The 25,638-nt window shown below is 67.4% G+C and carries 29 protein-coding genes; 15 read left to right on the top strand and 14 right to left on the bottom strand.

Going from position 1 to position 25,638, the window contains the following annotated elements; translation table 11 throughout:
* Nucleotides 1-150 precede the first annotated feature (150 nt).
* The 4 genes from NQ204_RS05795 to NQ204_RS05780 all read left to right on the top strand — a co-directional run bounded on the left by NQ204_RS05795 (nucleotide 151) and on the right by NQ204_RS05780 (nucleotide 4,486).
* Nucleotides 151-1,287: an ABC transporter ATP-binding protein gene (locus NQ204_RS05795; protein WP_256643318.1), complete on the top strand. Its 1,137-nt coding sequence runs from the start codon at nucleotides 151-153 to the stop codon at nucleotides 1,285-1,287.
* Nucleotides 1,284-2,216 carry an ABC transporter permease subunit gene (locus NQ204_RS05790; protein ID WP_116865388.1) on the top strand — a complete coding sequence of 311 codons (933 nt, stop codon included), beginning with the start codon at nucleotides 1,284-1,286 and terminating at the stop codon, nucleotides 2,214-2,216. The genes NQ204_RS05795 and NQ204_RS05790 overlap by 4 nt, the downstream gene beginning before the upstream one ends.
* Complete coding sequence (locus NQ204_RS05785) at nucleotides 2,213-3,055, top strand: ABC transporter permease subunit (RefSeq protein WP_108768374.1); 843 nt, start codon at nucleotides 2,213-2,215, stop codon at nucleotides 3,053-3,055. Before NQ204_RS05790 ends, NQ204_RS05785 begins: the two co-directional genes overlap by 4 nt.
* Before the next feature lie 66 nt (nucleotides 3,056-3,121).
* Nucleotides 3,122-4,486 carry an NAD-dependent succinate-semialdehyde dehydrogenase gene (locus NQ204_RS05780; RefSeq protein ID WP_256643317.1) on the top strand — a complete coding sequence of 455 codons (1,365 nt, stop codon included), beginning with the start codon at nucleotides 3,122-3,124 and terminating at the stop codon, nucleotides 4,484-4,486.
* A 190-nt stretch (nucleotides 4,487-4,676) separates the two neighbouring features.
* On the opposite strand, the gene NQ204_RS05775 is transcribed toward NQ204_RS05780, so the two are convergent.
* The 9 genes from NQ204_RS05775 to NQ204_RS05735 form a co-directional block, all read right to left on the bottom strand.
* Entirely contained in the window at nucleotides 4,677-5,699 is a 1,023-nt protein-coding gene (locus NQ204_RS05775) for a magnesium and cobalt transport protein CorA (protein WP_116863583.1), read from the bottom strand.
* A 6-nt stretch (nucleotides 5,700-5,705) separates the two neighbouring features.
* Nucleotides 5,706-6,959: a lipoprotein N-acyltransferase Lnb domain-containing protein gene (locus tag NQ204_RS05770; RefSeq protein WP_256643316.1), complete on the bottom strand. Its 1,254-nt coding sequence runs from the start codon at nucleotides 6,957-6,959 to the stop codon at nucleotides 5,706-5,708.
* The gene (locus NQ204_RS05765; RefSeq protein WP_108768378.1) at nucleotides 6,956-7,837 is read right to left on the bottom strand and encodes a CorC family transporter; all 882 of its coding nucleotides are present in this window, start codon (nucleotides 7,835-7,837) and stop codon (nucleotides 6,956-6,958) included. The genes NQ204_RS05770 and NQ204_RS05765 overlap by 4 nt, the downstream gene beginning before the upstream one ends.
* A gap of 64 nt (nucleotides 7,838-7,901) precedes the next feature.
* Nucleotides 7,902-8,450 (bottom strand): hypothetical protein, encoded by a 549-nt coding sequence (locus tag NQ204_RS05760; RefSeq protein ID WP_488192342.1) that lies wholly within the window; start codon nucleotides 8,448-8,450, stop codon nucleotides 7,902-7,904.
* Nucleotides 8,451-8,531: 81 nt separating this feature from the next.
* Entirely contained in the window at nucleotides 8,532-9,125 is a 594-nt protein-coding gene (locus tag NQ204_RS05755) for a hypothetical protein (RefSeq protein WP_256643315.1), read from the bottom strand.
* A gap of 64 nt (nucleotides 9,126-9,189) precedes the next feature.
* Nucleotides 9,190-9,675 (bottom strand): rRNA maturation RNase YbeY, encoded by a 486-nt coding sequence (gene ybeY / locus NQ204_RS05750; protein WP_256643314.1) that lies wholly within the window; start codon nucleotides 9,673-9,675, stop codon nucleotides 9,190-9,192.
* Complete coding sequence (locus tag NQ204_RS05745) at nucleotides 9,672-10,658, bottom strand: PhoH family protein (RefSeq protein ID WP_256643313.1); 987 nt, start codon at nucleotides 10,656-10,658, stop codon at nucleotides 9,672-9,674. Before NQ204_RS05745 ends, ybeY begins: the two co-directional genes overlap by 4 nt.
* A gap of 241 nt (nucleotides 10,659-10,899) precedes the next feature.
* The gene (gene miaB, locus NQ204_RS05740) at nucleotides 10,900-12,315 is read right to left on the bottom strand and encodes a tRNA (N6-isopentenyl adenosine(37)-C2)-methylthiotransferase MiaB (RefSeq protein ID WP_116863588.1); all 1,416 of its coding nucleotides are present in this window, start codon (nucleotides 12,313-12,315) and stop codon (nucleotides 10,900-10,902) included.
* A gap of 100 nt (nucleotides 12,316-12,415) precedes the next feature.
* A complete protein-coding gene (locus NQ204_RS05735) occupies nucleotides 12,416-13,036 on the bottom strand; it encodes a glutathione S-transferase family protein (RefSeq protein ID WP_256643312.1) in 621 nt (206 codons plus the stop codon).
* Nucleotides 13,037-13,117: 81 nt separating this feature from the next.
* Here NQ204_RS05735 and NQ204_RS05730 point away from each other — a divergent pair, with 81 nt between their 5' ends.
* The 7 genes from NQ204_RS05730 (at nucleotide 13,118) to NQ204_RS05700 (ending at nucleotide 19,218) form a co-directional block, all read left to right on the top strand.
* A complete protein-coding gene (locus NQ204_RS05730; protein ID WP_256643311.1) occupies nucleotides 13,118-14,086 on the top strand; it encodes a helix-turn-helix transcriptional regulator in 969 nt (322 codons plus the stop codon).
* A 46-nt stretch (nucleotides 14,087-14,132) separates the two neighbouring features.
* Nucleotides 14,133-15,065 carry a lytic transglycosylase domain-containing protein gene (locus NQ204_RS05725; RefSeq protein ID WP_256643310.1) on the top strand — a complete coding sequence of 311 codons (933 nt, stop codon included), beginning with the start codon at nucleotides 14,133-14,135 and terminating at the stop codon, nucleotides 15,063-15,065.
* 208 nt (nucleotides 15,066-15,273) lie between these two features.
* Nucleotides 15,274-15,894 (top strand): ubiquinol-cytochrome c reductase iron-sulfur subunit, encoded by a 621-nt coding sequence (gene petA, locus NQ204_RS05720; RefSeq protein WP_256643309.1) that lies wholly within the window; start codon nucleotides 15,274-15,276, stop codon nucleotides 15,892-15,894.
* Nucleotides 15,894-17,153, top strand: coding sequence for a cytochrome b (locus NQ204_RS05715; protein WP_256643308.1), 1,260 nt, complete (start codon nucleotides 15,894-15,896; stop codon nucleotides 17,151-17,153). Before petA ends, NQ204_RS05715 begins: the two co-directional genes overlap by 1 nt.
* Nucleotides 17,146-17,895 (top strand): cytochrome c1, encoded by a 750-nt coding sequence (locus NQ204_RS05710; RefSeq protein ID WP_116863594.1) that lies wholly within the window; start codon nucleotides 17,146-17,148, stop codon nucleotides 17,893-17,895. The genes NQ204_RS05715 and NQ204_RS05710 overlap by 8 nt, the downstream gene beginning before the upstream one ends.
* Nucleotides 17,896-18,029: 134 nt before the next feature.
* Nucleotides 18,030-18,665 (top strand): glutathione S-transferase N-terminal domain-containing protein, encoded by a 636-nt coding sequence (locus NQ204_RS05705; RefSeq protein ID WP_116863595.1) that lies wholly within the window; start codon nucleotides 18,030-18,032, stop codon nucleotides 18,663-18,665.
* A gap of 85 nt (nucleotides 18,666-18,750) precedes the next feature.
* Nucleotides 18,751-19,218 (top strand): ClpXP protease specificity-enhancing factor, encoded by a 468-nt coding sequence (locus tag NQ204_RS05700; RefSeq protein WP_108768388.1) that lies wholly within the window; start codon nucleotides 18,751-18,753, stop codon nucleotides 19,216-19,218.
* A gap of 72 nt (nucleotides 19,219-19,290) precedes the next feature.
* Here the strand turns inward: NQ204_RS05700 and NQ204_RS05695 are convergent, their stop codons facing one another.
* From NQ204_RS05695 to NQ204_RS05680, 4 genes are all read right to left on the bottom strand, one after another.
* Nucleotides 19,291-19,641 carry a DUF3301 domain-containing protein gene (locus tag NQ204_RS05695; RefSeq protein ID WP_108768389.1) on the bottom strand — a complete coding sequence of 117 codons (351 nt, stop codon included), beginning with the start codon at nucleotides 19,639-19,641 and terminating at the stop codon, nucleotides 19,291-19,293.
* A 68-nt stretch (nucleotides 19,642-19,709) separates the two neighbouring features.
* Complete coding sequence (locus NQ204_RS05690) at nucleotides 19,710-20,648, bottom strand: DUF2272 domain-containing protein (protein ID WP_343238445.1); 939 nt, start codon at nucleotides 20,646-20,648, stop codon at nucleotides 19,710-19,712.
* A gap of 124 nt (nucleotides 20,649-20,772) precedes the next feature.
* Nucleotides 20,773-21,627 carry a carboxylating nicotinate-nucleotide diphosphorylase gene (gene nadC, locus NQ204_RS05685; RefSeq protein ID WP_256643307.1) on the bottom strand — a complete coding sequence of 285 codons (855 nt, stop codon included), beginning with the start codon at nucleotides 21,625-21,627 and terminating at the stop codon, nucleotides 20,773-20,775.
* A complete protein-coding gene (locus NQ204_RS05680) occupies nucleotides 21,624-21,893 on the bottom strand; it encodes a Trm112 family protein (protein WP_108746345.1) in 270 nt (89 codons plus the stop codon). The genes nadC and NQ204_RS05680 overlap by 4 nt, the downstream gene beginning before the upstream one ends.
* Before the next feature lie 58 nt (nucleotides 21,894-21,951).
* Here NQ204_RS05680 and purE point away from each other — a divergent pair, with 58 nt between their 5' ends.
* A complete protein-coding gene (gene purE / locus NQ204_RS05675) occupies nucleotides 21,952-22,455 on the top strand; it encodes a 5-(carboxyamino)imidazole ribonucleotide mutase (protein ID WP_256643306.1) in 504 nt (167 codons plus the stop codon).
* Nucleotides 22,452-23,600, top strand: coding sequence for a 5-(carboxyamino)imidazole ribonucleotide synthase (locus NQ204_RS05670; RefSeq protein WP_256643305.1), 1,149 nt, complete (start codon nucleotides 22,452-22,454; stop codon nucleotides 23,598-23,600). The genes purE and NQ204_RS05670 overlap by 4 nt, the downstream gene beginning before the upstream one ends.
* A gap of 107 nt (nucleotides 23,601-23,707) precedes the next feature.
* Here the strand turns inward: NQ204_RS05670 and NQ204_RS05665 are convergent, their stop codons facing one another.
* Nucleotides 23,708-24,286: a superoxide dismutase gene (locus NQ204_RS05665; RefSeq protein ID WP_116863616.1), complete on the bottom strand. Its 579-nt coding sequence runs from the start codon at nucleotides 24,284-24,286 to the stop codon at nucleotides 23,708-23,710.
* 120 nt (nucleotides 24,287-24,406) lie between these two features.
* On the opposite strand from NQ204_RS05665, the gene grxD reads away from it, so the two are divergent.
* Together grxD and NQ204_RS05655 are read left to right on the top strand one after the other, a co-directional pair.
* Entirely contained in the window at nucleotides 24,407-24,727 is a 321-nt protein-coding gene (gene grxD / locus NQ204_RS05660; RefSeq protein ID WP_079221360.1) for a Grx4 family monothiol glutaredoxin, read from the top strand.
* The gene (locus tag NQ204_RS05655; protein WP_116863599.1) at nucleotides 24,724-25,500 is read left to right on the top strand and encodes an SDR family NAD(P)-dependent oxidoreductase; all 777 of its coding nucleotides are present in this window, start codon (nucleotides 24,724-24,726) and stop codon (nucleotides 25,498-25,500) included. Before grxD ends, NQ204_RS05655 begins: the two co-directional genes overlap by 4 nt.
* Nucleotides 25,501-25,638 lie beyond the last annotated feature (138 nt).

Below are 25,638 nucleotides of genomic sequence, written 5' to 3'. Positions count from 1 at the left end.
GCGTTGACGTCGCCGCGCACTGCGGTAGCGCCGGGCCATGCCCGGCGAGCGCAGCGGCCAGAGGCCCGCTCGCCACAGCCTGTCATACCGTCATCGCCCCCCGGCCGGTAGAATGGCCACCGCTGTCCACCGCCTGCTCCCGGAGCCCCCATGCCCGTTGAAGCCCAGCCGGAAGCCGCCGTCGTCGATGCGAACGGTGTGCCCGGCTATCTCTCCATTCGTGACCTGCGCAAGGAATTTGATGGCTTCGTCGCCGTCGACGACGTCAACCTTGACGTGCGCAAGGGTGAGATCTTCGCCCTGCTCGGTGGCTCGGGCAGCGGCAAATCGACCCTGCTGCGCTGCCTGGGCGGCTTCGAGACGCCCACAAAGGGCAGCATCATCCTCGATGGCCAGCGCCTGGACGCGCTGCCGCCGTACCAGCGGCCGGTCAACATGATGTTCCAGTCCTACGCCCTGTTCCCGCACATGACGGTCGAGCAGAACATCGCCTTCGGCCTTAAGCAGGACGGTCTGGCCAAGGACGCGATCAGCCGGCGCGTGGGCGAGATGCTCGACCTGGTGCAGATGGCCCACCTGGGCAAGCGCAAGCCGCACCAGCTCTCCGGTGGCCAGCAGCAGCGCGTGGCGCTGGCGCGGTCGCTGGCCAAGGGGCCGAAGCTGCTGCTGCTGGACGAACCGATGGGCGCGCTGGACAAGAAGCTGCGCTCGCAGATGCAGCTGGAACTGGTCAGCATCATCGAATCGTCGGGCGTGACCTGCGTGATGGTCACCCACGACCAGGAAGAGGCCATGACCATGGCCACCCGCATCGCGGTGATGGATGCCGGCTGGATCCAGCAGGTCGGCAAGCCCGATGAGGTCTACGAGCAGCCGGCCAACCGCTTCGTCGCCGGCTTCATCGGCTCGGTCAACCTGTTTGAGGGTGTCATAGACGAGGACCTGCCAGAGTACGTGACCGTGCGCTCGCCGCTGTTCCCCGCACCGGTCTACATCGCCCACGGCATCACCTGCTACGAAGGGCAGCCGGTCGCGTTCGCGCTGCGCCCGGAAAAGGTGATGATCGGCAAGGACGAACCGGAAGCGCCGACCAACAAGGCGCAGGGCGTGATCGAGGACATCGCCTATTTCGGCAGCCACTCGGTCTACCACGTACGCCTGCCCAGCGGCGCCAAGGTGCTGGCCAACTTCGCCAACTCGCAGCGCTGGGCCAGCGATGGCCTGACCTGGGGCGATGAAGTGTGGGTGCACTGGCGCGACAACGACGGCGTGGTGCTGACCTCATGAGCGGGGCAGGCCTGAAGCGCTGGCTGCCGGGCACGCGTGCCACGGTCATCGGCATTCCCTACCTGTGGCTGCTGCTGTTCTTCGCGGTGCCGTTCCTGATCGTGCTGATGATCAGTTTCTCGCACAGCCGGGTCGGCTCGCCGCCGTACACCTGGCTGCTGCAGTACGTCGATGGCGCGTTCTCGCTCAAGCTCAACCTCGAGAATTACCTGGCGCTGTTCCGCGATTCGATCTACGCCCAGGCGTTCCTGAGCTCGATCAAGATCGCGGCAATCTCCACCTTCCTCACCCTGGTGATCGCCTACCCGATGGCCTATGCCATCGCGCGCCTGTCGCCGGCCGCGCGCAACGTGGCGATGATGCTGGTGGTTCTGCCGTCGTGGACCTCGTTCCTGATCCGCGTGTATGCATGGAAGGCGATCCTGGACCGCAACGGCCTGCTCGACCAGTTCCTGCAGTTCACCGGCCTGCAATCGCTGATGACCCGCATGGGCCTGCCCAAGCTGCAGCTGATCGACACACCGACTGCGGCCTATATCGGCATTGTTTACTGCTACCTGCCGTTCATGGTGCTGCCGCTGTACGCCAACCTGGTCAAGCATGACCATCGCCTGCTGGAAGCGGCCTACGACCTCGGCGCCAAGCCGTGGCAGGCATTCCTGCGCATCACCCTGCCGTTGTCAAAGGCGGGCATCATCGCCGGCTGCATGCTGGTGATGATCCCGGCGGTGGGTGAATTCGTGATTCCGGAAATGCTCGGCGGCTCGGAAACGCTGATGGTCGGCCGCCAGCTGTGGAACGAGTTCTTCAACAACCGCAACTGGCCGGGTGCTTCGGCGATGGCGGTGGCGATGATCCTGCTGCTGCTGGTGCCCATCCTGTGGTTCAACCGTTCCCAGCAGCGCCTGCTGGAAGGGAAGCAGGCATGAGCCCGCGTAGCGCAAAGGGCCTGGGCCTGGGCGTGCTGCTGCTCGGTTTCGCCTTCCTGTATCTGCCGATCCTGCTGCTGATGTTCTATTCGTTCAACAGCTCGCGGCTGGCGATGGTCTGGGCCGGGTTCTCCACCCGCGCCTACAGCGACCTGTTCGCCGACCGCGCGCTGATGGACGCCATGTGGACCAGCCTGGTGGTGGCGTTCTGGACCGCCTGCACCGCGACCGTGCTGGGCACGCTGGCGGCGATGGTGATGACCCGCTTCCGCCGCTTCCGCGGCAAGCAGGTGTTCGGTGCGCTGGTCACCGCGCCGCTGGTGATGCCCGATGTGATCCTCGGCTTCTCGCTGATGGCCCTGCTGGCCTCGATGGGCGCCATTCCCGGCTTCCCGGCACGCGGCCTGGCCACGATCTGGATCGCCCACGTCACCTTCACCCTGTGCTTCGTCACCGTGGTGGTGTCCTCGCGCCTGCAGGAAATGGATCTCTCGCTGGAAGAAGCGGCGATGGATCTCGGCGCCAGCCGCCTGACCGTGTTCGGCCGCATCACGTTGCCGATCATCGCCCCGGCTCTGGTGGCGGGCTGGCTGCTGGCCTTCACGCTGTCGCTGGATGACGTGGTGGTGGCCAGCTTCGTTGCCACGCCGGGCTCGACCACCCTGCCGATGAAGGTGTTCGCCTCGGTGCGCATGGGCATCAGTCCGAAGATCAACGCGCTGGCGACCCTGCTGGTGTCGGCGGTTTCGGTGGCCGCGGTGATCGGCTGGTACATCAACGCGCGTGCCGAGAAGCGGCGCCAGCGCGACCTGCAGCTGGCCCGCCAGGACAACGGCTGAGGCCGCAGCCACATCCGGCTCACGGCCGGCGGCGCACAATGGGGGTCTTCCAGAAGGAGATCCCCCATGACTGTCGAGATCGTCAACCCGGCCACCGGCCAGGTGACCTACCGCCATGAACTGATGGGCGCTGCCGACATCGAGCAGCGCCTGCAGGCCGCCGCCGATGCGTTTCCAGGCTGGGCAGATCGTTCTCTGCAGGACCGCGGTGCCATCCTGCGCCAGATCGCCGCGCAGCTGCGCGCACGCCGCGACGACCTGCAGCGGGCGATGACCGGCGAGATGGGCAAACTGAAGGTCGAGGCCTTGGCCGAGGTCGAAAAATGCGCGGCCGCCTGCGAGTTCTACGCCGACCACGCTGCGGATTACCTGAAGCCGCAGATCATCGACACCGAGGGGCAGCGCAGCTACGTGCGCTATGAGCCGATCGGCTGCGTGTTCGCGGTGATGCCGTGGAATTTCCCGGTCTGGCAGGTGTTCCGTTTCCTCGCCCCGGCCTTCATGGCCGGCAACGTGGCCCTGCTCAAGCACGCCAGCAACGTACCGCAGTGTGCCGACCTGATCCTGGCGGTGTGCCGTGACGGTGGCCTGCCGGCGGGTGTGTTCGACGTGCTGCACATCGACAACGACCAGGCCGCCGAGGTGCTGCGCGATGCGCGGGTGAAGGCGGTGACCCTGACCGGCAGCGAGCGGGCAGGGCGCTCGATCGCCTCGAATGCCGGCAGCCAGCTGAAGAAATCGGTGATGGAGCTGGGCGGCAGCGATGCCTTCGTGGTGCTCGAGGATGCCGACCTGGACAAGACCGTGGCCGCGGCCGTGAAGTCGCGCTTCGACAACAGCGGGCAGACCTGCATCGCGGCCAAGCGCTTCATCGTGGTCGAGGCGGCGGCCGATGCATTCACCCAGCGCTTCGTCGACGCCGCTGGCCAGCGCCAGTACGGTGATCCCAACGACGGCACCACCACGCTGGCACCGATGGCCCGTGCAGACCTGCGCGACGAGCTGCACAAGCAGGTGCAGGCCAGCGTGGCCAAGGGCGCGCGCGTCCTGATGGGCGGTGAGCCGATTGCCGGAACCCACGCGGGCTATCCGGCCACCGTCCTCGACCAGGTGGGACCGGGCATGCCGGCCTACGACGAGGAACTGTTCGGGCCGGTGGCGGCGGTGATCCGGGTCAAGGATGAAGCCGAGGCGCTGCGCGTGGCCAACGACACCCGTTTCGGCCTGGGCGGCAGCGTGTGGACCGGCGACGTGGTGCGCGGCGAGCGTTTCGCACAGCGTATGGAATGCGGCGCGGCGTTCGTCAATGCCATCGTCAAGAGTGATGCGCGGCTGCCGTTCGGCGGCAGCAAGGAATCGGGCTTCGGCCGCGAGCTGGCCGACCACGGCATCCATGAGTTCATGAACATCAAGACCGTCTACGTGGCCTGACGCCCGCCTCTGTAGAGTCGAGCCATGCTCGACTACGCTGTGCCGTTGTAGAGCCGAGCCCATGCTCGGCTCCTCTGCGCCATTGTAGAGTCGAGCCATGCTCGACTTCTCTGCGCCGTTGTAGAGTCGAGCCATGCTCGACTGCTGTTGCAGGCAGTAGTCGAGCATGGCTCGACTCTACAAAAACGCCCTACAACCACTTCGCGCGTTTGAACAACCGGTACAGCCCCACGCACACCGCGGCCACACCGACGATCATCAACGGGTAGGACCACGGCTGGTTCAGCTCGGGCATGTGGCTGAAGTTCATGCCGTACCAGCTGGTGATCAGGGTCGGCGCAGCCAGCAGCGCCGCCCACGCACCCAGGCGCTTCACCGTCTCGCCCTGCGCCAGCGTCACCAGCGACAGGTTCACGCTTAACGCCGTGCCCAGCATCTCGCGCAGGGTGTCGATCACATCGCTGATGCGCGCGGCATGGTCGTGCACGTCGCGCACGTACAGCTTCACTTCGTCGGGAATCAGGTCGCCCTGGTAGCGGCGCAGCTGCGCCAGCACATCCTGCAGCGGCGCCACCGCCATGCGCATCTTGTTCAGTTCGCGCTTGAGCTCGTACAGGCGCACTACGGTGCTGCGCTTGTAATTCTCGGCGAAGATATCCTTCTCCAGCAGGTCCAGCGTATCGCGGAAGCGGGTAGTGATCGGCAGATAGTTGTCCACCACGAAGTCGGCCACCGCGTACAGGCAGTACGACGCGCCCATCTTCAGCAGATGCGGCTCGCGTTCCACCCGCGCGCGTACCGGCGCGTAGGACAGCGATGCGCCATGGCGCACGGTCACCAGGAAACGCGGGCCGAGGAAGGCATGGGTTTCACCGTATTGGATGCGCTCGTCGACCATCTGCGCGGTGGTCATCACCACGAACAGGGAGTTGCCGTAGGCCTCGGCCTTCGGGCGCTGGTGCGCGTTGCGCGCATCCTCGATGGCCAGGTCGTGCAGGCAGAATTCTTCCTGCAGTTTCAGCAGCACTTGATCGTTGGGGTCGAACAGGCCGACCCAGACGAAGCCGTTGCCACTGGCGATCACATCGCTGATGGCATCCAGGCTGATGTCGTGGCGCTTGCCCTGGTCATCGTAGTGGACGCAGTTGATGACGCAGGCGGGGTTGTTCGAAGCGGGTGCGGAAGCGGAGGCGGGCAATGACATGCCCGCCATCCTGCGTCAGCGGGGTGTTTCCGACAAGTGAGGGCGACGCGCCAGCACCCAGGCCAGCGCGACGTGCACCGGCAGCAGCAGCACGATCCACTGCACGTTGTACTGCGCCTGCAGGCTCAGCCAGTGCAGCACCAGCGCCGCCACGGACTGTGCGGCCAGCAGCCACAGCACGATGCTGAACATGCGTCCCGGCACGCGCCGGCGCAACAGGGCGATGGCGCCCGGCAGCAGCAGTACCGCCAGCGGCGATAGCAGCAGCAGGTTGCGGTTGGCCCACGCGGCGTAGTGGATGCTGAAGCCCCACAGGAACACCAGCACGCCACCGAACAGGGCGCACAGCAGCCAGAACGGCAGGGCGATGCCGGCCAGCAGGCGCGGGCGGCTGCGCAGGGCCAGCACGCCGGCGGCGATCACCAGGCCGCACAGCAGCCACGGCCACCAGCGCCGCGCGAACTCCTTCGGCTCGGGGGCGATGCGGTGCGGCAGCAGTTCCTGCTCGCTCTGCACCAGCGGCCGGCCATCGCTGTTGCGCACCTGGCGCAGCGCATCGGCCAGGCGCATCGGCACGAAGGCTTCCTGCCAGCGCGACAGCGGCTGGTCGGCGAACGGACCGAGGCCGACGTCGAAGCCGAGCCACATCCACGGTGCCGGCGATGCCAGGCGCACCGATTCGCTGCGGTAGGTGTTGCCACGCGAACGCCCGGACAGCTGCGCATGCAGACCGCCATCCAGTGCCTTGTCGAGGGTGTCGCGCACCATCGTGGCGCAGTTGGCTGTGTAGTAGTCGTAGTGGTAGCGCGCGTTCTCGGGTTTGGCCCGTTCGGCCAGGCCGGCGGCCAGCGCACGCGCCTGGTCCGGGCGCAGGTCCAGCCACTGCACGCTGGCACCGCGGCCGGTCTCGTCGTAGTACGACAGGTCCTGCTGCAGCGGCAGCGCCACCAGGTAATACATCATGTCGCCGCGTGCGAAGCGGCTGATGAAATCATCCTCGGACGGATCGAAGTAGCCGAAGTTGTACGAGATCGCCTCGCCGCTGACCGGGTCGAGCACCACGATGGCGTCGTGGCCGAAGCGTTCGAAGAACACCGTGCCCGGCTGCATGGTCACCACGCCGATGCGCGGCGCCGGTGCCTCCAGCGGGGCGGCGGCATCGGCAGCCGGCGCGGCGGCCATCGCCTGCGCGAAGGCCACCTGCGGCAGGGCCATGGCCAGCACGCACAGTGCCAGCCACACACTCAGGATCAGGCCCCGGCGCTTCAAGCGTCGTCCTGCTCGTCCGGCGGCAGCACCGTCACATGGAAGGCCTGCACCCGGCGCGCATCTGCGCGTGCCACGCGGAACATGAAGCGGTCCAGCGCCAGCTCGTCACCGACCTCGGGAAGGTGGCCGATCGCTTCGGTCACCAGGCCGCCGATGGTGTCGTAGTCCTCGTCGGAGAACGTGGCACCGAAGCGCTCGTTGAAATCGCCGATCGCGGTCAGCGCATCGACCACGTAGCGGCCGTCGGCCTGGATCGCGATCTGCGCAGACTGGTCTTCGGCCTCGTCGTGCTCGTCGTCGATCTCGCCGACGATCTGTTCCAGCACGTCCTCGATGGTGACCAGGCCGGCGACACCGCCGTACTCGTCCACGACCATGGCCATGTGGTTGCGCGACAGGCGGAACTCCTTCAGCAGCACGTTGAGCTTCTTCGCCTCGGGGATCAGCACCGCCGGGCGCAGCAGCTCGCGCACGTTGGCCGGCCCGTTGTCGGCGACCACGCCGCGCAGCAGGTCCTTGGCCAGCAGGATGCCAAGGATGTCGTCCTTGTTCTCGCCGTGCACCGGGAAGCGTGAGTGGCCCGATTCGACGACCTGTTTCATCAGGTCCAGGAAGGGCGCCTCGACCGGCAGCGAGACCATCTGCGAGCGCGAGATCATCACGTCGCCCACGGTCAGCTCGGCCACCGAAATGGCGCCTTCCATCATCTTCAGGGTATCGGCGGCGATCAGACCCTCTTCCTGCGCGGTGTGCAGGACAGCGACCAGCTCGTCGCGGGTATGGGGTTCGCCGGAGAAGGCGGAGGTCAGGCGTTCAAGCCAGCCGCGCTTCTTTTCATTGGGCTCCAGGGAGGAGCTACTACTGTCGTCTTCTGACATCTCTGGAAAAAGGGCACCCGGCAAGCCGGGCGTTGTCCCAAGTCTAGCAGGATGTCGGGGCCTTTCAGTGACCGCCGGCGGCCGAGGCCGGAACCTCGTCGTCGCCCGGCAGATCCAGGCTGTAGGTACAGCCGGCCAGGGTCTTGCCGGGGTGGCTGGCCACCGTGGACACGCTGAGGATGATCGACTCGATCTGGGCTTCGCCGGTCCTGGGGTCGGACACGTCGCGGCTGACCACCTCGCGGCCGGCCATGAACTTGCCGTCCTGGTCGTAGCCGGTTTCCAGTTCCAGGCGCTTGGCCAGCGGGTGCGGGTCGGCCTGGTCCAGCACGGCCATCACGCTGGCGCCGGCCACGGCCACCCGCTCGGTCCGCTGGCCGAACACGGTGATCGGGTTGGCCAGGCGGAACTCGGTCATGAACTGGTTGCCCTGCGGCAGCGGTTGCAGGCCCAGGGCCACGGCTTTCAGCGGGTCGGCCAGCAGCGGTGCCAGGGCGGCATGCTCGGCCACGCCCTGGCGGCATTCGATCAGCGCCGGCAGGTCCAGCGGGGCGGCCGAAGCGGGAGCAGCGAGGGAGGCGAGCAGCAGGGGCAGGGCAGTACGCAGCAGCACAGGCAGGAGATCCGCGATGAAGGATGCCCGGACATGGTAGCGGCGCAGGACAGAGGCTGCGACCCGTCGGCGGCTACGCCCTCAGCCCAGCGGTACCGCGCGCCGTCGCGTCCATGCAGCCCGCACCCCGCCGCTGGCCAGCGCCCACAGCGCCATCACCGGCAGCGTCAGGAACACCACGGTCAGGACCACATGGATCAGACCCATCACGATGCCGGTTGCAAGAAGCGTCAGGTAGTTCGCCTGCAGCGGCATCGGCAGTCCGTCCGGGCCTGCATGGCTGCGTACCAGCATGTAGGCGGCGGCAAGCGCGAACAGGGCGAGCAGCTGCACCCGGGGGGCCCGGAAGAAAGGCAGGCTGCCGCTGCCGCGGTGCAGGCGGCGCAGCACGAAAACGCGCCAGCTGAGCGGGGCGGTGCACCCGCCGACCAGCGGCAGCAGGAGTGCGACCACCGAGAGGGCGTTGAACATCTGCGGAGGGATCAGGCCGTGCGGCAGGCGCGACTGGACAACGCTGATGAGGAATGCTGCCAGCAGGCTGACGGGCGACACCAGCGCCAGCGTGAGCAGCAGCCAGTGCCGGCCATCGGGGTGGCGCGCGATGTTTACACGCGCCACGTACAACCCCAAGACCGTTACAAGAATGCAGATCGCAGGTAGCGCCAGCGCGGCCATGAGTTGACCCTTCATCGTCCATGTCTCCTGGGGATGTCTGCCCGAGAGTACCGCGGTCCGGGTCTCAGCGCTCGCCGGCGTAAGGATCCTCGATGCCCAGCTCGGCCAGGATCTCGCGCTCGAGCTGCTCCATCGCCTCGGCTTCCTTGTCGTCCTCGTGGTCCCAGCCCAGCAGGTGCAGCACGCCGTGCACGGTCAGGTGCGCGTAATGGGCGTTCAACGCCTTGCCCTGCTCGTCGGCTTCGCGGGCCACCACCGGCGCGCAGATCACCAGGTCGCCCAGCAGCGGAAACTTCACGCCTTTGGGCAGGCCTTCGGGCACATCGGCCGGGAAGCTGAGCACGTTGGTGGCGTAATCCTTGCCACGGTAGTGCCGGTTCAGCGACTGGCCTTCCTTGGCATCGACCAGGCGGATGGCCAGGTCGGCTTCGCGGATGCGTCCCTTCAGGGCCGCGCCCACCCATCTGCGGAAGCTCACCGCCGCCGGCAGGCCGGTGCGGGGCAGGGCGTAGCTGACGGCGACATCAAGTCGCACGGGGCCTTTGGTCATGAGGCAGCTCCAGGTTGAATCTGATGAAGGTCGCGGCGGTCGTAGGCATTGACGATGCGTGCCACCAGCGGGTGCCGGACCACGTCGCGCGCTTCGAAGAAGGTGAACGTCACGCCCTCCACATCGCGCAGCACGTCGATGGCGTCGCGCAGCCCCGACTTCACGTGCTTGGGCAGGTCGGTCTGGGTCAGGTCGCCGGTGACCACCGCGGTGGAGCCGTAGCCCAGGCGGGTCAGGAACATCTTCATCTGCTCGATGGTGGTGTTCTGCGCTTCGTCCAGGATCACGAACGCATCGTTGAGCGTGCGCCCGCGCATGTAGGCCAGCGGCGCGATCTCGATGACGTTCTTTTCCAGCAGCTTGACCACTTTCTCCACGCCCATCATTTCGTACAGGGCGTCGTACAGCGGGCGCAGGTAGGGGTCGACCTTCTGGCTCAGGTCGCCGGGCAGGAAGCCCAGCTTCTCGCCGGCTTCCACCGCCGGGCGCACCAGGATCAGCCGCTGCACGCGCGATTCGTTCAGTGCTTCCACCGCGCTGGCCACGGCCAGGAAGGTCTTGCCGGTACCGGCCGGGCCGATGCCGAAGTTGATGTCATGCGTGGCGATCTGGTGCAGGTAGCGGCCCTGGTTGGCGCCGCGGCCGCGCACCGTGCCGCGCTTGACCTTGATCGCCACGTCCTGCGCTTCGTAGGAGCGCTCGGCGATCTGCTCGACATTGGCCTCCGCCAGGCGCAGGTGGATGGCGTGGCTGTCGAAGGTGGTCTCGGCGGCTTCGACGTACAGCGCCTCGATCAGCTTCTGCGCCTCGACGATGGCCTCCTCCGGCCCGCTGATGCGGAACACGAAGCCGCGGTTGGCGATCTCCACGCCGAGCTTCAGCTCGATCTGGCGCAGGTGCCCGTCGAAGGGGCCGCACAGGTTGGCCAGCCGCTCGTTGTCTTCCGGCGACAGGGTGAAATCTCGATGCTCGATGCTTTTCATTGCGTGGGGTGGGGCGGGTTCGCCGTCCACCGCGATGGACCCAGGGAAGACAAGATTAGCGCGCGGACGGGCGGGGCGACAGTTCTCCACACCGGGTGTGGATCGGCGCCGAAGAAAGCTGTGGACAAGTGCTTGCGGAGCCTGCGCGGCAAGGGAGGTGAAATGCTGGTGAAAAATGTGCCAGGAGGGCCGGCCCCTGGTAGGTGCCGACCGGTGGGTGCCGACCGTTGGTCGGCACACCTTATTCCGCCACCACCCGCGCACGCAGCGAATTGGTCAGCGCCTCGGTGATCACCACGTCCACGAACTGGCCGATCAGGCGCGCCGGCGCCGGGAAGTTCACCGAACGCATGTTCTCGGTCTTGCCGGTCAACTCGTTCGGGTTCTTGCGCGAGGGGCCTTCCACCAGCACGGTCTGCACGGTGCCGACCATCCTTTCGGAAATGCCGGCGGCGTGCGCATTGATGCGTTCCTGCAGGCGCGACAACCGCGCGTGCTTTTCCGCATCGCTGATCGTGTCCTCCAGGTCGGCCGCCGGGGTGCCCGGGCGACGCGAGTAGATGAAGGAGAAACTGTGGTCGAAGCCGATGTCCTCGATCAGCTTCATGGTCTTCTCGAAATCGGCATCGGTCTCGCCGGGGAAGCCGACGATGAAATCCGAGCTGATCGAGATGTCCGGGCGCACCGCGCGCAGTTTGCGGATCTTCGACTTGAATTCCAGCGCGGTGTAGCCGCGCTTCATCGCCGACAGCACGCGGTCGCTGCCAGCCTGGACCGGCAAGTGCAGGAAGTTGGCCAGCTGCGGCACGTCGCGGAACGCGTCGATCAGCGAGTCGCTGAATTCCAGCGGATGCGAGGTGGTGAAGCGGATGCGGCCGACGCCGTCGATCTCGGCGATGGTACGGATCAGCAGGCCCAAGTCGGCGAATTCACCGTCACCGTAGGGGCCACGGTAGGCGTTGACGTTCTGCCCGAGCAGGTTGATCTCGCGCACGCCCTGTGCGGCCAGCTGCGCCACTTCCACCACCACGTCCTCGAACGGGCGGCTGACTTCGGTGCCGCGGGTGTAGGGCACCACACAGAACGAGCAGTACTTGGAGCAGCCTTCCATGATCGAGACGAACGCCGAGGCGCCATCGGCGCGCGGTTCCGGCAGGCGGTCGAACTTCTCGATCTCCGGGAAGCTGATGTCCACCTGCGGGCGCCTCTGCTCGCGGCGGGCGCGGATCAGTTCCGGCAGCCGGTGCAGGGTCTGCGGGCCGAACACCAGGTCCACGAACGGCGCGCGCTTGATGATCGCTTCGCCTTCCTGCGAGGCCACGCAGCCGCCCACGCCGATGATGACTTCGCGGCCCTTGTTCTTCAGGCTCTTCCACACGCCCAGCTGGCTGAACACCTTTTCCTGCGCCTTTTCGCGGATGGAGCAGGTGTTGACCAGGATGACGTCGGCGTCGTCCGGGGTGTCGGTCAGTTCCAGGCCATCGCTGGCGGCAAGCACGTCGGCCATTTTGGCCGAGTCGTACTCGTTCATCTGGCAACCGTGGGTCTTTATGTAAAGCTTGCCTTTGACCTGGTCGGGCTTGCGCGGACCAGTGGGCAGGGCAACGAGCGGGGTACCGCCCGAGGCGGGCGGAAAGACGTCTGGCGTCCCGGTCATGGCGCTTAATCCATTCGGGTGGCGGGAAAGCGGGCAATTCTACCCGCATCCCACGCCGCCCGCCGCGCTGTTGTAGAGCCGAGCCCACGCTCGGCTGCTCTTACGCCGCCACCAGCTCTGCGTCGATCTGCCGCGAGCGGTCGAACGCGGCCAGCGTGCCCATCCGATCAATATAGGCCGCAGTGGCCGGAGCCGGCTGTACCAGCCCGAATTCACGCATCCAGCCCAGCGCATTGCCCCACAGGATGTCGGCCGCGCTCAGGGCCTCGCCCAGCAGGTACGGGCCCTGCCCCAACTGCGCCTCGATCACCTGCAGCACGGTTTCGGCATCGTTGTAGGGCGACATCATCCGCGGCGGCGGCTCGCGGTGCAGCGCCTTGTCGGTCATCGCCGGCTCGAAGCAGGCGCCGTAGAAGGCCATCCAGCGCAGGTAGGGGCCGCGATTCACATCGCCGATCGGCGGCGCCAGCCCGGCTTCCGGGTACAGGTCGGCCAGGTACAGGTAGATGGCCACCTGTTCGGTCACCAGCGCGCCGTTGTGGATGATGGCCGGCACCTTGCCCATCGGGTTGATGGCCAGGTAGGCCGGGGCCAGGTTGGCGCCGGCCTTCAGGTCCAGCACCTGCAGCCGGTAGTCGGCGCCGAGTGCCTCGAGCAGGGCGACGGCGCCGCTCGAGCGGGAACGGGCGGCGTGGTAGAGGGTGATCTGGCGTGCAGACATGGCAGGGCTCCTTGCGGTGGGTGGTGAAGCGGAAGGCCATGCTGGGGCACAATCGCGGACGATTTCTGTCCTCGATTCTTCATGCGCCATACCGCTCATCGACTGCTGCGCCTGATCTCGCTCCTGCAGGCCCGCCGGCACTGGTCCGGCGCCGAGCTGGCCGAGCGCATGGGTGTGGACCGGCGCAGCATCCGCCGCGATGTCGAACGCCTGCGCGAGCTCGGCTACCCGGTACAGGCTTCGGCCGGGGTAGGCGGCGGCTACCGGCTCGGCACCGGCGCGCCCGTGCTGCCGATGCTGCTGGACGAGGAAGAGGCGACCACCCTGGCCATTGCCCTGCGGGCCGCCTCGGCCACCCTGTCCGGCATCGACGAGACCGCCCGCGGCCTGCTGTCCAAGCTCGACCCGCTGGTGCCGGCGCGGCGCCGCCAGCAGGCCGGCGAGGTACACGCGGCCACCGCCACCCTGTCCGACCTGCCGGCCACCGATGCGCGCCTGCTCGGCCGCCTGGCCCAGCACTGCCGGCAGGCCGCCCGGCTGTCCTTTGAATACCGCAGCGCGCAGGACGTGCTGACCCAGCGCCAGGTCGAGGCCCAGCACCTGGTCAACTACGGCCGTCGCTGGTACCTGCTGGCCTGGGATCTGGTCCGCGAGGACTGGCGCACCCTGCGCGTGGACCGGATGGGCGCGGTGCAGCTGCAGCCCGGGGCTGGCCTGCACCGACGCACCCCCGCGCCGCCCGACGTGATGGTGCGGCAGGCCGTGAGCCAGGCGCCTTTCACCCTGCAGGCCACCCTGCGCCTGGTCGGCAGCCTGGCCGAGCTGGAGGGTCGCATTCCGCCCTGGTGCGGGGTGCTGGAGCCCGAGGGGCCTGACCATTGCTTGCTGCGCATGGGCGCCGAGAGCCGCGGCATGATGCTGGCCCAGATCCTCAGCCTGGACCGGCTGCCACTGGCCCTGTGGACCTCGCCGCGGGAACTGCGCGACGAACTGGCCCAGCGCCTGGCCGGGCTGGACCAGCTGCTCGCTGTGCCGGCGGTCACGGACTGAGCGGGGCGGCTTGGCAAGGCAGGGCGAAGCTGGGACACTCGCCGCCATGAAGGGGATACTGGGGACAACGGCGATCATCATCGCTGCGCTGACCGCTGCGCCGGCCGGCGCCGGCACCCTGTTCAGGTGCCAGGGTGCCGACGGCGTCACCAGCTATGTCAGCAAGCGCGTGCCCGGCGCGCGCTGCAGCAGCATCAGCTACAGCCGCGATACCCGCCGTCCCGCGACCCCGCGCGCCGTACCGGCCGCTGCGCCGGTGCAGACCGCCAGCACAACTCCGGCCGCCACCCAGGTGGCCAGCGCCGAGCGCAACCCGGTGGCCGTGGCCGCCAGTGCCGCCAGCTCGGCCGTCGCCGCCACCCCTGCAGCCAGGCCGGCGACCACCCCGCGCGGCGGCCGCATGGTCAGTGGGCAGGTCTATTCGTACATGCAGGACGGCGTGCGCCACTACACCAGTGCGCGCCCGACCCAGGTCGCCAACCTCGGTCCGGTACGCACCATCCGCTACAGTTTCATGGAGCGCTGCTACGCCTGCGGGGTCAACCCGCGCGTCGATTTCGGCAGCGTGCGCCTCAACACCACCTCGTTCCAGACCGAGATCGCCTCGGCCGCGCGTGAGTTCGGCGTGGAAGAAGCGATCGTGCGCGCGATCATCCATGCCGAGTCGGCCTACAACCCGACCGCGCTCAGCCGCGCCGGCGCGCAGGGCCTGATGCAGCTGATGCCGCCGACCGCCGCACGCTTCGGGGTCAGCGATTCCTACGACGCCAGCCAGAACATCCGTGGCGGCGTGCAGTATCTTGCGTGGTTGTTGAAGCGCTTCAATGGCGATCTGACCCTGGCCGCAGCGGGCTACAACGCCGGCGAAGGCGCAGTCGACCGCCACGGTGGCGTTCCGCCGTACAGTGAAACCCAGTACTACGTGCGCCGCGTCGGCCAGCTGGCCGACCGCTACCGCACCGCTTTGACCAAGCAGTAGGTGCCGACCGTTGGTCGGCACTGGCTGTCGGTGGGTGCCGACTGTTGGTAGGTGCCGACTGTCAGTCGGCACGCTCTACAAAGATTGTTGCAATGCGTTGTGTGGCGCGCGACGGTTCCGCTACACTCGCCCATGATTCAATGCGGCTCTGGCCCCCACCGGATCCGCTGGCAGCCTTAAAGCTACCTAATCAATATCGGAGTGCCGGATGGCCAACGATGGGGTACACGATCCAGTCAACACCGGACGTCGGCGTTTTCTTTCTGCCACCACCGCCGTGGTGGGCGCCGTCGGCGTCGGATTCACCGCAGTTCCTTTCATCAAATCCTGGAACCCCAGTGCCCGCGCCAAGCTTGCCGGCGCACCGGTGGTGGCCGACATCAGCGCCCTGCAGGAAGGCCAACGCCTGATCGTGGAATGGCGTGGCCAGCCGATCTGGATCGTCAAACGGTCCAAGGCGATCCTCGACGCGCTGCATGGGCTGGATGGCCGTCTCAAGGACCCCGGGTCCGGCGAGAAGGATCAGCAGCCGGAGTACGTTCTCAAGCAGAACCCCGAGCTGCGTTCGATCAAGCCGGACGTCTCCGTGCTGGTCGGGCTGTGCACGCACCTGGGCTGTTCGCCTGAAATGGTGGCCGAGATCCGACCCGAGCCGTACGACCCGCAGTGGAAGGGCGGCTACTTCTGCCCCTGCCACAAGTCGCGCTTCGACATGTCCGGCCGCGTCTTCAAGGACGTGCCGGCGCCGATCAACCTGAAGGTGCCCGCGCACCACTACCAGGACGACAACACCATCATCATCGGTGTCGATCCGCAGGGGGCAGCCTGATGGCCAATATCCTCGCCCGTACCGCCAGCGGCGTCGCCGACTGGGTCAACGCGCGCGCGCCCGGCCTGATGCCGGTCTACCGCAAGCACGTCAGCGAGTACTACGCGCCGAAGAACTTCAACCTCTGGTACTACTTCGGCTCGCTGGCGCTGCTGGTGCTGGTCAACCAGATCGTCACCGGCATCTTCCTGACGATGCACTACAAGACCAACGCCGCCGAGGCGTTCGGTTCCATCGAATACATCATGCGGGACGTGGAGTGGGGCTGGCTGATCCGCTACATGCACTCCACAGGGGCCTCGCTGTTCTTCATCGTGGTCTACCTGCACATGTTCCGCGGCCTGATGTACGGCAGTTACCAGAAGCCGCGCGAGCTGGTGTGGATCCTCGGCATGCTGATCTACCTGGTGCTGATGGCCGAAGCCTTCATGGGCTATGTGCTGCCGTGGGGCCAGATGTCGTTCTGGGGCGCGAAGGTCATCATTTCGCTGTTCGGCGCGATACCGGTCATCGGCAACGGCCTGACCGAATGGATCATGGGCGACTACCTGCCCAGTGACGCCACGCTCAACCGCTTCTTCGCCCTGCACGTCATCGCCCTGCCGCTGGTGCTGCTGCTGCTGGTGGTGCTGCACCTGGGCGCGCTGCATGAAGTGGGCTCCAACAACCCCGACGGTGTTGAGATCAAGAAGGGGCCCAAGGGCAACCGCTGGTCGCCGAACGCGCCGGCCGATGGCATTCCGTTCCATCCGTACTACACGCTCAAGGATGGCGTCGGCGCCGGCTTCCTGCTGATCATCGCCGCCTTCATCATCTTCTTCGCACCGGCCTTCGGTGGCCTGTTCCTGGAGCACGACAACTTCACCGAGGCCAACCGCCTGGTGACGCCCGAGCACATCAAGCCGGTCTGGTACTACACGCCGTACTACGCGATGTTGCGCGTGGTGCCCAACAAGCTGGGCGGCGTGCTGGTGATGTTCTCGGCCATCGCGATCCTGTTCCTGGTGCCGTGGCTGGACCGTGCGAAGGTCAAGTCCTACCGCTACCGCGGCGTGCTCTCGAAGGTGCTGCTGGGCGTGTTCGCCGTGTGCTTCGTCTGGCTGGGCGTGATCGGCTCCGGCCCCGGTACGGACGCGCATGAAACCTACGTCGGGCGGGTGCTGACCTTCCTGTACTTCGCGTTCTTCATCACCATGCCGATATGGACAAGGTTGGACAGGACCAAACCGGTACCGGAGAGGGTGACCACCCATGACTGATCGCTGGATGGTCCGGCTGGCCCTGACGGCCACCCTGATGCTGGGCAGTTTCCTGGCCTCCGCCGCCGAAGGTGGCACCAAGCTGCTGCAGGCCGGCAACGACCTCGGTGACCGCGCATCGCTGCAGCGCGGCGCGCAGCTGTACATGAACTACTGTTCCGGCTGCCACGCGCTGAAGTACCTGCGCTATTCGCGCATGGCGCAGGATCTGGGCCTGAGCGAGGAAGAGGTGATGGCCAACCTCAACTTCACCGGCTCGGCGATCGGCGACCCGATCCCGGTGGCGATGCCCAGGGAGCAGGCGGAGAAGTGGTTCGGCAAGATGCCGCCGGACCTCAGCCTGATCTCGCGGGTGCGCGGCAGCGACTGGGTCTACACCTACCTCAAGTCGTTCTACCTGGACAGCAGCCGGCCGCTGGGCTGGAACAATGCCCTGTTCGCCAACGCATCCATGCCCAATCCGCTGTGGGAGATGCAGGGCCTGCAGCACGCGGTGCATGGCAAGGCCGAGGCACCGGGCATGGATCCGCCGGTCACCGGTCTGCGGCTGGAAACGCCGGGCAACGTCGATGCCGGGCAGTACGACCAGGCCGTGCGGGACATCACCAACTTCCTTGAATACGCCGGTGAACCGGCCGCCTTGAAGCGCCAGCAGCTGGGCGTGTGGGTGATCCTGTTCCTGGCCCTGCTGACCTTCCTGCTGTACCTGCTGAAGAAGGAATACTGGAAGGACGTGCACTGATTCTGCTGCCGGCACGACGCAAAGCCTATTGGCTTTTGTGATGCTCGGTTGCACACTCGGGGAGGAGTCGACCGCCAGCACGGTGCTGGCGGCGCCGATGCGGCAGGCGGTCTCCTGTCGTAGGAGAGCCTTTGATGGCGGCGAGCGTACGCATGCGCAATACACTGACGCTGTTTTCCTCGAACGATGATGTCCTGTGCCACCGGGTCCGCCTGGTTCTGGCGGCCAAAGGGGTCAGCTATGACTCTGTTCCTGTCGATCCGCAGAACCCGCCTGAAGATCTGATCGACCTCAATCCCTACCACTCGGTGCCGACCCTGGTCGAGCGCGAGCTGGTGCTGTACGCCGCCTCGGTGGTCAGCGAGTACCTCGACGAGCGCTACCCGCATCCGCCGCTGATGCCGGTCGATCCGCTCTCGCGTGCGCGCATCCGCCTGGCCATGCTGCGCATCGAGCACGACTGGGTGCCGCAGGTGCAGGCCATCCAGCTGGGCAACAAGACCCAGGCCGAAGCCGGTCGCAAAAGGCTGAAGGAACTGCTGACCGCCTCGCTGCCGCTGTTCAAGGCCAGCAAGTTCTTCCTCAACCCGGAAATGAGCCTGGCTGACTGCGCGATGGCGCCGATCATCTGGCGGCTGCAGTCGCTGGACGTGCCGCTGCCCAAGGATGGCAAGGCCATCGAGGATTACGGTAATCGCATCTTCCGCCACCCCGGTTTCGTCCGCAGCCTGACCGAGCAGGAAAAGAAGCTGCGCGACCTGCCGGTCTGAGTCTGGCGGGCGCATTCCGTCTGCATGCTCACCGGCGTGCAGGTGATCCGCCCCGGCAGGGGCGTCGGGCGCGTACACTTCACGCATGACCGACGACTTCTTCCACATGACCAGCCACCGCCCGTACCTGCTGCGGGCGCTGGTGGAATGGATCAACGACAACCAGCTGACCCCGCACATCCTGGTCGATGCCGGCGTTCCCGGCGTCCAGGTGCCGCCTTCGGCGGTGAAGGATGGCCGCGTGGTGCTCAACATCGCCGAGCGCGCGGTGGTGCAGTTGATGATCAACAACGAGATGGTGAGCTTCTCGGCCCGCTTCTCCGGTACCAGCTATCCGGTGCAGGTGCCGATCAGTGCGGTGCTGGCCGTGTACGCGCGCGAGACCGGGCAGGGCATGGCGCTGCCGGACGATATTCCGGGCACCGAACCGGCACCGACCAGCGACGAGCTGCTGCACGAAGGCGAGACCCCGTCGGATGACACGCCGCCGGACGACCGCCCACCGACCACGCCGCCGCCGAAGGGCCGCCCGACACTGCGCGTTGTGAAGTAGCGGTAGGTGCCGACCGTTGGTCGGCACACTGCTGCCGCTGCGCTCGCCGGGCATGGCCCGGCGCTACCGGGTTCATACGTCCTCTGCGTCTTCCACATCCGCGCGGATCTGGCTGATCCGCGCCGCACCCGGGCCGGTGAACGACACCAGCTGGTCGCCGCGCAGCACCATGCGGCCGACGTGGCGATCGATGCCGTCGTAGGAATACTCGAACTTGAAGGTGCGCTCGAAGCCGAGCCGCCCATCCTCGCCGCGCGACAGGCGCATGCCGGTGGCATGCACCGCCTGGTCCAGCCACTGCACGTCGGCGGCGCGGCAGGCGTTGCGGCCGAGTTCGATGGCACGTTCGGCGGCGGAACGCGCGGCATTCCAGAAGAAGTAGACGATGCCGCCGGCAATCAGCAGCAACAACAGGGTAGGCATGGCGTCACGCGTGCAGGGTCGATCCCGCCAAGATGGCGGCGAACGCGCAGCGGATCAAGCCACACTGCTCATTGTCCGTTCGTAGCTGGTGCAACCGGCGGCGGTGCCACGCGCGAAGCGGGGGCCGTCAGCTGCAGCAGTGCCGCCCAGTCCTGGCGGTTGAAACTGCATTCGTCCTCGCGGCCGGGCGTGCAGCTGGGGTCGATGCCGGTGCTGCTGCGATCGCGTGCGGGCGGCAGCTGGATCAGGCCCGTGCGGTCCAGCTGCAGCAGGCGCATGGCCACGTTGTTCATCACGTTGCCGCCCACCAGGTACAGGGTCTGGTCGCCGCCGAGGTTGGCCGCCACCACGACTTCGCAATGCGATTTCCAGTGGCCGACCGAGCCGTTGCCCAGCGCCTTCACCAGCCCGCTGTAGCTCAGCGTGCTGCTGCGGTCGCGCAGGAAGCACAGCAGGTCGCCCGGTGCAGGCTTGGCCGTGGCCGGATCCGTCAGCCGGTACGGCACGCCGGAAGGCCCTGCCTGGTAGGCGGCGCGGATGTAGTCGATATGCCGCGGCGAAGTGGTGAAGCCCGGCACGCCGGCGCGGGTCATCACCCAGGAAATGAACGCAGCCGACCACGGGTTGTCAACCAGGAAGGCGCGGCAGTCGCTGTCGGTGTAGCGCGTGCCCAGTGGCGCCAGGCAGCTGCTGGCGCCGGGAATGCTGCCCATCGCGTTGAGCGTGCCGCTGTCGCGCCAGTAGCTGGCTACGCGCTGCCAGGCGATCAGGCCGTTGTCGGCCAGGTTCTCGTTCTCCGCTTCGGTGACGCTGAGGCTGGCCGCGCGCCCCTCGCGGTCGATGAAGGGGCGGTACCAGAGCCGGTGTTCGTTGCAGGCGGCATTGCGGATGGAGATCGCCAGCGGACTGAGGCCGAAGCGGGGTGGCACGTCGCAGGCTTCGGCGGCGGCGGCTGACAGCGGCGCGGCGGCCAGCAGCAGGCAGGCAGGCAAGAGCATCCGGCGCATGCGCGGCTCCTGTGGGGGATGGCCGCAGCGTCGCAGAGGCAGGCGTAGCCGAATCGTGAAAGCCTCCGGACCGGTAGCGCCGGGCCATGCCCGGCGAGCGAAGCGGTGGCGCCCGGATCCGCCCTCAGCCCGGCGGCGGCCCCAGCTTCAGCGACAGGTCGATGGCCTGCACGTGCTTGGTCAGGCCGCCGATGGAAATGCAGTCCACGCCGTCCTCGGCAATCGCCCGCAATCCCTCCAGACCGACACTGCCGGAGACTTCCAGCGGAATGCGGCCGGCGGTGATGCGCACGGCCTCGCGGCGCAGCGCGGCATCGAAGTCGTCCAGCAGGATGCGCTCGCAGCCGGCATCCAGTGCCTGCTGCAGCTGCTCCAGGTCTTCCACCTCCACCACCAGCGGCAACGACGGCCACTGCTGGCGCGCGGCAGCCACCGCAGCCGGCAGCGAGCCGGCGGCGCGGATGTGGTTTTCCTTCAGCATCACAGTGTCGTACAGGCCGAAGCGGTGGTTGTCACCGCCGCCGCAGCGCACCGCGTACTTCTGCGCCAGGCGCAGGCCGGGCAGGGTCTTGCGGGTATCGAGGATGCGCGTGCCGGTGCCGGCCACGGCGGCCACGTAGCGGGCGGTGGCGGTAGCGGTGCCGGACAGGGTCTGCAGGAAATTCAGCGAGGTGCGCTCGGCGCTGACCAGGCTGCGGCTGCGCCCGTGCAGCAGGGCCAGCACGGTGCCGGCGGCGACGCGGTCGCCCTCGGCCACGCGCCATTCGATGCGGACGTCCGGGTCGAGCGCCCGATGGGTGGCGTCGAACCAGGGGCGGCCGGCGATCACCGCATCATCCTGCTTGCACAGCAGGTAGGCGCTGTCGGCCTGGTCGGGCAGCAGGGCGGCGGTGACGTCACCGCTGCCCAGGTCCTCGGCCAACGCGCGGGCGACATCGGCCGCGACGAGGGCCGCATCCGGCGTCGGCAGGGCGGTCATGCGGCGGGGAAGTCGGCGATCTGCGCGGTCGGGATGGCCTCTTCGGCCAGCAGCACCGGAATGCCGTCGTCGACCCGGAACACCTGCTTGCGGTCGCGGGTGACCAGCGCCTCGCGCAGCGGCTGGGCCAGCGGGTTGCCGTCGGCCTTGTTGACCGAACCGGCGGAAATGGCCTTGTTGAGGGCTTCCAGGCCCTTGCCATCCAGCAGGGACAGGGGCTGGCGGGTGTCCGGCGACACCAGCAGGTCAAGCAGCTTGCGATCCATGGTTCTTCGTCTTGCGTGGAAGACGGCTAGAATACGTCTTTAAGGCAGGTGACGGCCAATGACCCCCAACCCGATCGCGCCGCTTGTCGGCATCGTCATGGGTTCCCGCTCGGACTGGGAAACCATGCAGCACGCCGCCCAGAAGCTTGAAGCCCTGGGTGTTCCGTTCGAAGTGAAGGTGGTCTCCGCCCACCGCACCCCGGACGTATTGTTCAGCTATGCAGAAGAGGCGGGCCCGCGCGGCCTGCGCGCGATCATCGCCGGTGCCGGCGGGGCCGCGCACCTGCCGGGCATGATCGCCGCCAAGACCGCCGTGCCGGTACTGGGCGTGCCGGTGCAGTCCAAGGCCCTCAACGGCATGGATTCGCTGCTGTCGATCGTGCAGATGCCGGCCGGCATCCCGGTCGCCACCTTCGCCATCGGCAATGCTGGTGCGTCCAACGCGGCGCTGTTTGCCGCGGCGATGCTGGCCAGCGACCTGCCGGCCATCGGCCAGGCGCTGGAGGCCTTCCGCACCCGCCAGACCGAAGATGTCATGGCTCACGACGATCCGCGCCAATGAGCCTGACCGTTGGCATCCTGGGCGGCGGACAGCTCGCCCGCATGATGGTCCTGGCCGGCGCGCCGCTGGGGCTGCGCTTCGAGCTGTACGACCCGGCGGCCGACGCCTGCAGCGGCCCGCTGGCGCCGCTCACCGTGGCCGCGTTCGATGATCGCAAGGCCCTGGCCGAGTTTGCCGCCAAGGTCGATGTGGTCACCTTCGATTTCGAGAATGTTCCGGCCGACAGTGCGCAGTGGCTGGCCGACCAGGTGCCGGTCTACCCGCCGCCGTCGGCGCTTGCCGTCGCGCAGGACCGGCTGAGCGAGAAGACCCTGTTCCAGCAGCTGGGCATTCCGCTGCCGGCCTTCGCCGATATCCGCAGCCGTGACGAGCTGGCCGCGAAGGTCGCCGAATTCGGCCTGCCGTGCATCCTCAAGACCCGCCGCCTCGGCTATGACGGCAAGGGGCAGTTCCGCCTGCGCAGCGAGGCCGACATCGACGCCGCCTGGGACGCCCTCGGCGCCCAGGTCGAGCGCACCGGCCTGATCCTGGAGGGCTTTGTCGCCTTCCAGCGCGAAGTGAGCGTGGTCGCCGTGCGCGGCCGTGATGGCAGCTTCCAGGCCTGGCCGGTCACCGGCAACTGGCATGTGGATGGCGTGCTGTCGGCCAGCGTGGCCCCGGCCGTGCTGTCGGATACCGAGCATGAGGCGGCGATTGGTTACGCGCGCCGCGTGGCCGAACACCTGGGCTACGTGGGCGTGTTCGCGCTGGAGCTGTTCTGCCGCGATGGCGAGCTGCTGGCCAACGAGATGGCGCCGCGCGTGCACAACTCCGGTCACTGGACCATCGAAGGCAGCGAGACCTCGCAGTTCGAGAACCACCTGCGGGCCGTGCTGGGCCTGCCGCTGGGCAGCACCCGCATGCTCGGCCATGCCTGCATGCTGAACTGGCTGGGCGCGATGCCCGATGCGGCGCCGGTGCTGGGCCAGGCCAGTGGCCATTGGCATGACTATGGCAAGCAGCCGCGCGACGGCCGCAAGGTCGGCCATGCCACCCTGCGTGACGATGATGCCGATGCGTTGGCCGATGCGCTGGTACAGGTCGGCCTGGAGCTGGACCGCCAGGACCAGGTGGCGCCAGCGGTGCACGCGCTGCGCAACCGCTGAATCGGCTGGTGCCGGCCGCCGGCCGGCATTGCCCACCAAGGTGGGCATCTACCAGAGCCGCGCAAAGCCGGTAGCGCCGGGCCATGCCCGGCGGGTGTCTGTCCACCTCAGCGCAGCTGGCTCTCGGCGAATTCCCAGTTGACCAGCTGCCAGAACCCTTCCAGATAGCGCGTGCGCTCATTCTGGTAGTCGGTGTAATACGCGTGTTCCCACACATCGCAGCACAGCAGCGGGGTGCTCTCGCCAGTCAGCGGCGTGCCTGCGTTGCGGGTCGCCTGGATGCCGAGCTGGCCGCCAGGGTGCTGCACCAGCCAGACCCAGCCCGAGCCGAACAGCCCCAGCGCGGCGCGGTTGAACTCCTCGCGCAGGCGCTGGCCATCGCCGAACTGGCGCTTGATGAGCTCACCCAGCCGGCCCTGCGGCTCGCCGCCACCACGCGGGCGCAGGCACTGCCAGTAGAAACCGTGGTTCCAGGCCTGGGCGGCCGCATCGAACAGCGTGCCCTGGGCCTGGCGGACGATCTCTTCCAGCGGCGCTTCTTCCCATTCGGTACCGACGATGGCGGCATTGACCGCATCCACGTAGGCGCGATGATGGCGGCCGTAGTGCAGTTCCACGGTCTGCGCGGACAGGTGCGGCTGCAGGGAGCCGGAAAGGTAGGGCAGGGCAGGCAATTCGACGGGCATGGACAGGTTCGTGGCCAGGGGGACGGCGGCAGCCGGTTCCATCGGCTTACAATGGTGGCTACCGTGGGCAGTCTAGCCGACCACTGCGGTCGGTTTGTCCGGCGAAGCAAGGAGTGAGGTGTGGCGGTAATGCAGCAAATCCAGGCCGAGGTGGATCGTTACCCGCTCGTGCTGTTCATGAAGGGCACCCCGCAATACCCGATGTGCGGCTTTTCCAGCCGTGCCGTGCAGGCGTTGATGGCCGCCGGCGCCGTCGCCCTGCGCACGGTCAACGTGCTGGAGGAACCGGAGATCCGCGCCAACCTGCCGCGCTTCTCCAACCTGCCGACGTTCCCGCAGCTGTTCATCAACGGGGAGTTGATCGGCGGCTGTGACATCGTCATGGAGCTGTTCGAAGCCGGCGAGCTCAAGCGCATCGTCGAAGAGGCCACCCAGGGATGAGTGCTTGGCCATCGACGTCAGCGACCGATACGGCGCTCGATGGCCGTCCCCTGCAGGATCGCGTGGTCGTCATCGCCGGTGCCGGTGGCGGGCTGGGCAGTGCCGCGGCCGTGGCCGCTGCCGAAGCCGGGGCCACCGTGGTGCTGATGGGCCGCAAGCCGCGCCGGCTGGACCGGGTCTACGCCCAGGTGCAGGCCGTGGGTCCCGAGCCCCTGCTGTATCCGCTGGACCTGGAAGGTGCCGGCCCCGATGACTATGCCGAACTGGCCCAGGCCCTGCAGCGTGAGCTGGGGCGGCTGGACGGCCTGCTGGTCTGTGCCGCGCATTTTCCCGGCCTGACCCCCTTCGAGCTGGCCGACCCGGCCAGTTTCGCCCGCGCCGTGCACGTCACCCTGACCGCCCCGGCGTGGCTGGCCCAGGCCTGCCTGCCGCTGCTGAAACAGCGCGAAGATGCGGCGATGGTGTTCGCTGTCGATGCCCCGGAAAGGGTGGGGCAGGCCTACTGGGGCGGCTATGGCGTGGCCCAGCACGGACTGCGGGGGCTGATTGCCAGCCTGCACGATGAATTGGGCCGTACCCCCGTCCGGGTAAGTGGCCTGTATCCGGGCCCATTGCGCACCGCCCTGCGGGCTCGCGCCTATTCAGTTGACCAGGATCCTGCTGCCCAAGGCCCGGAAAAGCCCGCCGCTGCGGCCGTAGCGCTGCTTTCGACGGCGGGCGCCCCGTGGCGCGGGCAGGTACTTGACGCAAGTAGCGCTACCGCCGCCGGTTAACTGGACGAAAAGACGGAATGAAGGTTCCGTCACGATCGAGTTGCGATCCCGTGCCGTTTGTCGCACAACCGTCACATTGCAGGCGTAGCGTGTTAATCTAGTGTTAACCGTTGCGGCAGCTGCCGTTCACGGTAGGGA

Origin of the sequence: Stenotrophomonas testudinis, from assembly GCF_024499815.1 — a bacterium.
Classification (GTDB): Bacteria; Pseudomonadota; Gammaproteobacteria; order Xanthomonadales; family Xanthomonadaceae; genus Stenotrophomonas.
This window is presented reverse-complemented; position numbering and strand designations above follow the sequence as displayed.